Origin of the sequence: Methanomethylovorans sp., from assembly GCF_041305605.1 — an archaeon.
Taxonomy (GTDB): Archaea; Halobacteriota; Methanosarcinia; order Methanosarcinales; family Methanosarcinaceae; genus Methanomethylovorans.
This window is the reverse complement of the sequence record NZ_JBFYLB010000160.1, coordinates 1-6772: the sequence shown is the minus strand read 5'-3', so window position 1 is coordinate 6772 and position 6772 is coordinate 1. Positions and strand designations below refer to the sequence as shown.

Sequence of the window (6772 nt, the reverse complement as noted above, 5' to 3'; positions counted from 1 at the left end):
AGGCAAAAAGGATAGCAAACGAAGATGTGGCTAAAAATAAGAAAATAGGTGAACATGGTGCTAAATTGCTTGAAGATGGTGATGTGGTGCTTACTCACTGCAATGCCGGAAGGATGGCTTGTGTAGATTGGGGTACAGCTCTTGGAGTAATACGTTCGGCAGTGGAAGACGGCAAGCAAATAAAGGTCATAGCATGCGAGACCAGGCCCCTTAATCAGGGAAGCAGGATAACTGCATGGGAACTTATGCAGGATAACATCCCCGTCACTCTGATAGCGGATTCTATGGCAGGACATCTTATGAGAAAAGAGATAATTAACAAGGTCATAGTGGGGGCTGACAGAATAACAGGTGATGTAGTTTTTAATAAGATAGGGACATATACTCACTCTGTGCTTGCTAAAGAACACGAAATACCCTTCTATGTGGCTGCACCTTTATCTACTTTTGACCTTGAAGGATGGGAAGAAACAGTAACTATCGAACTAAGGGACGAAGATGAATTACGTTTCTGTAATGGAAAACCAATAGCTCCAAAAGATGTAAGGGTATACAATCCGGCATTTGATGCAACTCCTATGGAGAATATCACTGCTATAATTACAGAGAAAGGAGTATATTATCCTCCATTCTTGCTGGATGAATTATTTATCTGATTGGATGAAGACCAGAAGGTTTTAAATGGTTGAACACAATTGACAGCATAAAGCACTAATATAAATATGGCCTATATCAGAAGGAGAAAATATGTCTAAGAAAAGTTCAAGTGGTAGCGGGCTGATGTCATCAGCCGGCCTGATGCGTTATTATGAAGCTGACAAGAAGGCAATTCACATCGATCCAAAGGCTGTGTTGGTATTTGGTGCAGTTATAGGCTTTGCTATTCTTATGCTTAATGCTGTGTACGGCCTCTGGCCATAAACCCTTATTTTCTTGCTTCTTTTTTCAGATGTTTTTTTCGGTTATTATGAGCGTATTTCTTTTATAGCCGCAGCTATTTTTCGTGAGAGCTGGGTTTTCGGAGCAGAATTATCTATAAGAACTCTGCCGCTCTTTTCCCACCAGGATTTTGGATAGGATTTATCTTTTTCAACTTCAGGATTCAGACCAAGCTTTAATGCTGCTTTTTCGATCTCACTGAGAGTTGGTTCGACAACAGAAGATTTTTTTGAGATAATACGTCCCTGACTTCTTGACCTGTTCTTGTCTATATAGACCGGCCATATTACCAGTTTATTCCTATCGCGCATCAACATGGGCTTTAGTTAATACTTCATCTGATTTAAAATTCCCCGATGGTATGTTTTGATAATTCATTCTTGCTTCTCAGAACTTACATCTTTCACGAAGTCAAGCTTCCCCAGATCCTGCAAACTGCTGACAGGGGCATAACACACGATAGTGGTGCCATCTGCAGAAACAGTAAGTATGTCTATGCCAAGTCCTCTTAATATCTCAAGGTCTTCCTGATCATTTTCAATTGTACGGATCTTCAATTTCAGAGTGCCTTCATGGGTGCTTAGAAGAGGATCCGAACTATAAAATAGGAAAGCAGCTGACTCTCCCTGAGTTTCATATACATCGGCTGTCTTGTTAAGGTACCAGCCAAGGACAGGATGGGCAAAATAGGTGTTCGGATAGCCAGGATCAGTATACACTGCAGCCTTTTCCTCTTCTTTCTGGGTACAACCGCAAAGACATATGGCTGCGATCAACAGCAATGATATCATAACTCTGGCCATAATATCTACATTATAAAATTCCATGTCCATGTATTTAAGTATGTGCTCGGGCACGTCTTCGCAAAATACATATAGTTGCCGCTTAATGCATGCTACACATGGAAAATACTCAGAGGAACTTGGAAGTTGACCCTGAGGTCAAAGCTTTCATATTAGGGCGCAAAGGGGACTTCAGGTTGTGTACCACGTGCGGGGGACCTGTGATCTTGCCGGTTGAAATGAAAGGTCCCAAGGATTCGGATATTATCGTGCATATCGGGCCTAATAAGCTTTACATCTCAAAGGTGCAGGCACATTATCTGAGACGCATTGAAAAGCATATGCTTGCTTATTACGAAAGATATTTGGAAAAGAAGAATTAGAACCTTTAATAATAATCTTCTTCCATTGATTCATTGATCTGTCTGAGCACATCTGCTACCAACATCTGCACTTCAGTTGCATGCTCAGCCGGTATATCGCCACCTTCCGTATCAATGAGTTTCTTCATGTCCAATACCATTTTATGTATCATGCCTATCATTTCTTCCTGGGTGATGAGGCCTGCATAATATGCATAAAAGAAAGTGGTGCCACTGCGCTGAACTTTTTTCTTGAACGATGCTCTTGCATTTGAAACTTCCTGACGCGTGTAATCCTCCTCCATGAAAGGAACGAGCTGCTTAAGATTAGAGCCTATCCATGTCATCTCGGAACGATTGGATGTATCTTTAAAATCTGCGCACAGGTGAGCGATCACCCATTCCCTTGCAGTAAGATGTGTAGTCCTTTTCAGGAATCGAGTGACTTCAAGGTACTTTTTACTATCCATTTTTCTAAACTTCTGGTACTTCATGCTATACCTCCTGAAAGTTCAAATGTGTATTGCAGCCACTATATTACAATAACAATTCAAAGGACTTTAATATATTTAACTCTAATGAAGTAATGATGAAAATCTTATTACCCACTGACGGCTCGATATATTCGGAAAATGCTGCAAGGATCACCAAAAGGATAGCAAACGAAGACACCGAGTTCATAATCCTTCATGTACTTGCAGATAAGGGGATGGGCATGAAATCGTGGCAGAAAGAGGGAGCTGACTATATTCTATCTTCTATCGAAAAGATACTAGTTGAGATGGGGTTTGACAGTTACAGGATAAAGAAAGTTGTGGAAGAAGGGAATGCGCCTGCACGAATAGTTGAGGTTGCAAATCTCTATGATGTTGATCTGATAGTTATGGGGAACCAAGGCAAAAGCGGTTTGAAGAAAATATTAGGTTCTGTAACTGCCAAGGTACTGGAACTGTCAGACAGGCTAATACTAGTGGTGCCACCTAATTACAAGCTTTCGCAGATCGATAAAAGTTCAGCTCCTGTCTAGGTACTTCAGTAATGTGGACTTGCCTGTGAGTACATCTGGCATGGAAAATACTTCCAGATTGTAGATGCCCCGATAATTATGGATCTCTTTTAATACTGTATAGTCTACTGTACCTTTGCCCGGGGCAAGATGTTCATCTCCGTCATAATTACTGGTCCACTTACCGCCATTATCGTGCATATGCATGTGCACGACATAGGGAGCAACAGTTCTGACAAATGCCCTTAATTTATAAGGATCTCCTCCGCATGTAAGGTTTGCATGTCCGATATCCAGTGTGATCTTTAGATTATCCGAATTCACGGCTTCCACTGCAGCCACAAGTTCTTCTGCTCGGCAGCAGAGGTTCGTGGGATCTGTTCCTTCTTTATTTTCAAGTCCCAGCATCACTCCGCAGTCAGTTGCCTGTGCTGCAAGTTCCTTCAGGTTTGATATCATGTTCTGGAAAGAAACTTCGCGGTCACCATTGATTCTGCCTGGATGCAGGACAACCGCTTTTGACCCCAGGCTGGCTGCAAGTTCCATAGATTCTCCCATGAGCCTGAAATCTTCGGATACCATATTGGAAGTATCCACCTGCAGGTCTTTTGGATAGGTAGGGGACTCAGCAGAGTATGGTGCATGTATGGAGGTCATAAGGTCTAAAGTGGAAAGCTCATCGAGGATTTTTGACAGTATTTCACGGTCCAGTTTTGGGCCTTTGTATACATGCAGCTTGGGTATATAGAGCTCTACCGATCGTACTTCATGTGACAGCTCAGAAAGGGAACCTGCAAAGGAAGATGCTCCTATTATCATAGTATCAGGAGAGTTGCTGAAAATAAGAGATTTGTGGTCGTCTATAGGCGGTAAGATCCACTTCTTACGATAAGGGCATCTCCGGGTCGAAATTCTATACTTTTAATTTTTTAAAAACCGGCGGGTCTAGAAAAAAGCGCATAGTAGTATTTAAACTCTACTCTGGCATGTGATGTTCTCACCAGAGCAGTAATTATAATAAACAGAATATGAAAATAGGTCCATGCAATGCGACTTTTTCTTCGAAAGGTTTATAACGACACAGTATAATCAGTTCCAGCGAATGGTAATATACTACCATCATTAATGCCACTTTACTATGATGGACTAATATTATCCATATAATAAAATTAATTCACAATCAGAAGACAAAGATGTAGGAGGAAAATATATGGACCCGCTCATAGGTATGGGCGCGTTGGCACTTATGGGTGCTGCTGCTACAATAGCAGGTGCATCCGAAGACCTGGAATCCGATATCGGATCTCAGAGTAACCCTAACTCACAAGTGCAACTTGCGCCCCAGATGTCGTACCCACATAGGATCTATAATAAAGCCATTTCTGGAGAACCACCATCGAACGCTCTCATGTGTACAATTGGTGGAACTGTAGCTTATGTTCTGTTAAACTCCAATGTTTCCGCAGTGCTTGCACTGACAATAGGATCACTGGTTGCAGCCATGATACATGGAACATACGCAGTAACTGCATATATGGGCAGATGTTCGAGTCAGAAACGTTTCAAACAGATGGTCTATCTTGATGTGCTTCGTTCGCACACACCGCCAATAATGGGATATTCGTTTATAACTACGTTCACCATTCTTGTAGTATCTTATATTATGGTAACTGTTTTTGCTCATCCTTTCCCGCTTCCGTTAATAGCATTCATATGGGGAATCACTGTTGGTGCTATCGGCTCATCCACAGGTGATGTGCACTATGGTGCTGAGCGTGAGTTCCAAGGCGTGGAGTTCGGATCCGGTCTTAACACAGCAAACTCCGGAAACATAGTACGAAAAGCAGAGTCCGGACTTAGGAGCAGCATGGACAATTCCTGGTTCTGTGCCAAGTTCGGTGGGCCTGTGACAGGTATCTCTTTCGGTATGACCGTATTCCTCAGTGGATGGCTGACCGCTGCCTTTGACCCAAGCAAGGGAATTGGAATTGCATGGGCATCAGTGATCGCAGGAGCTCTTATGATATTGATTTTCATTATATACAACAGAAAGATGGAACTCCATGCAAGGAACGCATTCGGCCCGTACAAGGAAGACAAAGGTGAAACAGCATGATCGATATAGTAGGATTACTTGCAGCTAACTGGCTGTATGTATTATTCATAACACTCGGTGGCGTGCTTGTTTCAGTTAGCGTTCACTTCGTGCCTGTGGGCGGTGCTCCGGCAGCAATGGCCCAGGCATGTGGTATAGGAACAGGTACTGTGCAGTTGGCTGCAGGTGCAGGTCTGACAGGACTTGTCGTTGCTGGCTCAATGATGGCTGTTATTCCCGATAATCTGCCATTGATTGTTGCTTCCGGTGCAGTAGGCGGTATGATCATGATGTCTGTTACCATGATAGTGGGTAACTGGGTTTACTTCTATGGAGTAGGTTGTCCTGCTGCATCAGCAAAAGTGAAATATGACCCCATTACAAAGGATAGGCAGGACCTCTATATATCCCAGGGTACTGAAGGACATGCCATCCCAACCGTCTCATTCGTGAGCGGTGTAATTGGAGCTGCACTTGGTGGACTTGGCGGTGCTCTTGTATACTATGCACTTTTGAAGGTCCCCACCACGCTCACTCCAACAAACCTCGTGGGTCTTGCTGCCATGTATGCAGTGGGAATATTCTTCGTGAATGCAGTTATTCCTTCCTATAACATAGGAGGAACCATCGAAGGTTTCCATGACCCCAAATTCAAGAAGTGGCCACGGGCAGCAATAACCTCTTTGGTTGTGACCCTGCTGTGTGCCGTGTTTGCAATTATCAGTATCGGAGGTGTCTAAGATGTCCGGGGGAGGAACTGGAGGAGCTCATGCGGCTATTGACCAGAACAAACTCATAGCCTTTGGTATCATAGGTGCCTTGGTAGGAATTTATGCAGCTTATTTCCTGTCAGGTGTTGCAGGAGGAGCATTATCTGTGCTGGGTGGTCTCGGTGCCGTATGTGCTACAATATGGGGTGCTGCAGCCGTAAGAAGAGTTGCAAGCTATGGTCTTGGTACTGGTGTGCCTTCCATAGGAATGCTGGCTCTGGGTATGGGTGTAGTTGCTGCCATGTTCGGGCTTGGAGTCGGGGGAATTGCAGGACCCATAGTTGCTTCGGTAGTAGCAGCTTTTATCGGATTTATCATAGGTGTCTTTGCTAACAAGACCCTTAAAATGAATATCCCTGTCATGGTACAGTCTATGACGGAAATAGCTGTATCAGGTACACTATTAATTATAGGGCTCAGCGTTGCAATGACAGGCACTTTCATGTTCGATGTAGTGCTTTCAAAAGTGATAGCTACCGGTTATATTGCAGTTATCTACATTGCAGGCGGTATGGCTATGCTTCACCCGTTCAATGCAAACCTGGGACCTGATGAGAAACAGGACAGGACACTATATTGTGCATTAGAGAAAGGTGGCATATCAGTGCTGGTTGCAGGAATTGTAGCACTTGTGGCATTTAATCCATCTGCCGGTATGGTCACTATCCTGGTAGGCATATTTACCTGGTACATTGGTTTTACAGGTTTCTATGCAAGGGTCAAGAGAGATGCTTATATGGTTGTAGGAACAGGACTCTTGCCATCTGAGGAGGAGTTAGAATGAGCATGGTACATGTTGCACCCGAAGCACACCTTGT

General features: G+C 43.5%; 11 protein-coding genes. 7 read left to right on the top strand and 4 right to left on the bottom strand.

Going from position 1 to position 6772, the window contains the following annotated elements; translation table 11 throughout:
* The coding region (mtnA, locus tag ACCM36_RS09935; protein ID WP_370573604.1) for an S-methyl-5-thioribose-1-phosphate isomerase at window positions 1-656 on the top strand (656 nt) is incomplete at its 5' end.
* Window positions 657-747: 91 nt separating this feature from the next.
* Window positions 748-921 carry a preprotein translocase subunit Sec61beta gene (locus ACCM36_RS09930; RefSeq protein WP_370573603.1) on the top strand — a complete coding sequence of 58 codons (174 nt, stop codon included), beginning with the start codon at window positions 748-750 and terminating at the stop codon, window positions 919-921.
* Between the two features lie 44 nt (window positions 922-965).
* Here ACCM36_RS09930 and ACCM36_RS09925 read toward each other — a convergent pair whose 3' ends face one another.
* Together ACCM36_RS09925 and ACCM36_RS09920 are read right to left on the bottom strand one after the other, a co-directional pair.
* Window positions 966-1250, bottom strand: coding sequence for a signal recognition particle protein Srp19 (locus tag ACCM36_RS09925; protein ID WP_370573602.1), 285 nt, complete (start codon window positions 1248-1250; stop codon window positions 966-968).
* Window positions 1251-1313: 63 nt separating this feature from the next.
* On the bottom strand, window positions 1314-1772 hold the full coding sequence (locus tag ACCM36_RS09920) for a hypothetical protein (protein WP_370573601.1): 459 nt from the start codon (window positions 1770-1772) through the stop codon (window positions 1314-1316).
* 68 nt (window positions 1773-1840) lie between these two features.
* On the opposite strand from ACCM36_RS09920, the gene ACCM36_RS09915 reads away from it, so the two are divergent.
* Window positions 1841-2104: a hypothetical protein gene (locus ACCM36_RS09915; RefSeq protein WP_370573600.1), complete on the top strand. Its 264-nt coding sequence runs from the start codon at window positions 1841-1843 to the stop codon at window positions 2102-2104.
* A 5-nt stretch (window positions 2105-2109) separates the two neighbouring features.
* On the opposite strand, the gene ACCM36_RS09910 is transcribed toward ACCM36_RS09915, so the two are convergent.
* Window positions 2110-2577, bottom strand: coding sequence for a DUF5806 family protein (locus ACCM36_RS09910; protein ID WP_370573599.1), 468 nt, complete (start codon window positions 2575-2577; stop codon window positions 2110-2112).
* A 92-nt stretch (window positions 2578-2669) separates the two neighbouring features.
* Between ACCM36_RS09910 and ACCM36_RS09905 the strand changes: the two genes are divergently transcribed.
* Window positions 2670-3110 (top strand): universal stress protein, encoded by a 441-nt coding sequence (locus ACCM36_RS09905; protein ID WP_370573598.1) that lies wholly within the window; start codon window positions 2670-2672, stop codon window positions 3108-3110.
* On the opposite strand, the gene ACCM36_RS09900 is transcribed toward ACCM36_RS09905, so the two are convergent.
* On the bottom strand, window positions 3096-3908 hold the full coding sequence (locus ACCM36_RS09900; RefSeq protein ID WP_370573597.1) for a sugar phosphate isomerase/epimerase family protein: 813 nt from the start codon (window positions 3906-3908) through the stop codon (window positions 3096-3098). The genes ACCM36_RS09905 and ACCM36_RS09900 overlap by 15 nt on opposite strands.
* A 391-nt stretch (window positions 3909-4299) precedes the next feature.
* On the opposite strand from ACCM36_RS09900, the gene mtrE reads away from it, so the two are divergent.
* The 3 genes from mtrE to mtrC are packed head-to-tail and all read left to right on the top strand — an operon-like array spanning window position 4300 to window position 6738.
* Window positions 4300-5205, top strand: a complete 906-nt coding sequence (gene mtrE, locus ACCM36_RS09895; RefSeq protein ID WP_370573596.1) for a tetrahydromethanopterin S-methyltransferase subunit E — start codon at window positions 4300-4302, stop codon at window positions 5203-5205.
* Window positions 5202-5924: a tetrahydromethanopterin S-methyltransferase subunit D gene (mtrD, locus tag ACCM36_RS09890; protein WP_370573594.1), complete on the top strand. Its 723-nt coding sequence runs from the start codon at window positions 5202-5204 to the stop codon at window positions 5922-5924. Before mtrE ends, mtrD begins: the two co-directional genes overlap by 4 nt.
* A 1-nt stretch (window position 5925) precedes the next feature.
* Entirely contained in the window at window positions 5926-6738 is an 813-nt protein-coding gene (gene mtrC / locus ACCM36_RS09885) for a tetrahydromethanopterin S-methyltransferase subunit MtrC (protein ID WP_370573593.1), read from the top strand.
* Window positions 6739-6772 lie beyond the last annotated feature (34 nt).

Coding starts and splice junctions, on each gene's coding strand:
- mtrC (WP_370573593.1), top strand. CDS start 5,926: ATGTCCGGGGGAGGAACTGGAGGAGCTCATGCGGCTATTGACCAGAAC.
- ACCM36_RS09915 (WP_370573600.1), top strand. CDS start 1,841: ATGGAAAATACTCAGAGGAACTTGGAAGTTGACCCTGAGGTCAAAGCT.
- ACCM36_RS09900 (WP_370573597.1), bottom strand. CDS start 3,908: ATGATAATAGGAGCATCTTCCTTTGCAGGTTCCCTTTCTGAGCTGTCA.
- ACCM36_RS09920 (WP_370573601.1), bottom strand. CDS start 1,772: ATGGACATGGAATTTTATAATGTAGATATTATGGCCAGAGTTATGATA.
- mtrD (WP_370573594.1), top strand. CDS start 5,202: ATGATCGATATAGTAGGATTACTTGCAGCTAACTGGCTGTATGTATTA.
- ACCM36_RS09925 (WP_370573602.1), bottom strand. CDS start 1,250: ATGCGCGATAGGAATAAACTGGTAATATGGCCGGTCTATATAGACAAG.
- ACCM36_RS09910 (WP_370573599.1), bottom strand. CDS start 2,577: ATGAAGTACCAGAAGTTTAGAAAAATGGATAGTAAAAAGTACCTTGAA.
- mtrE (WP_370573596.1), top strand. CDS start 4,300: ATGGACCCGCTCATAGGTATGGGCGCGTTGGCACTTATGGGTGCTGCT.
- ACCM36_RS09930 (WP_370573603.1), top strand. CDS start 748: ATGTCTAAGAAAAGTTCAAGTGGTAGCGGGCTGATGTCATCAGCCGGC.
- ACCM36_RS09905 (WP_370573598.1), top strand. CDS start 2,670: ATGATGAAAATCTTATTACCCACTGACGGCTCGATATATTCGGAAAAT.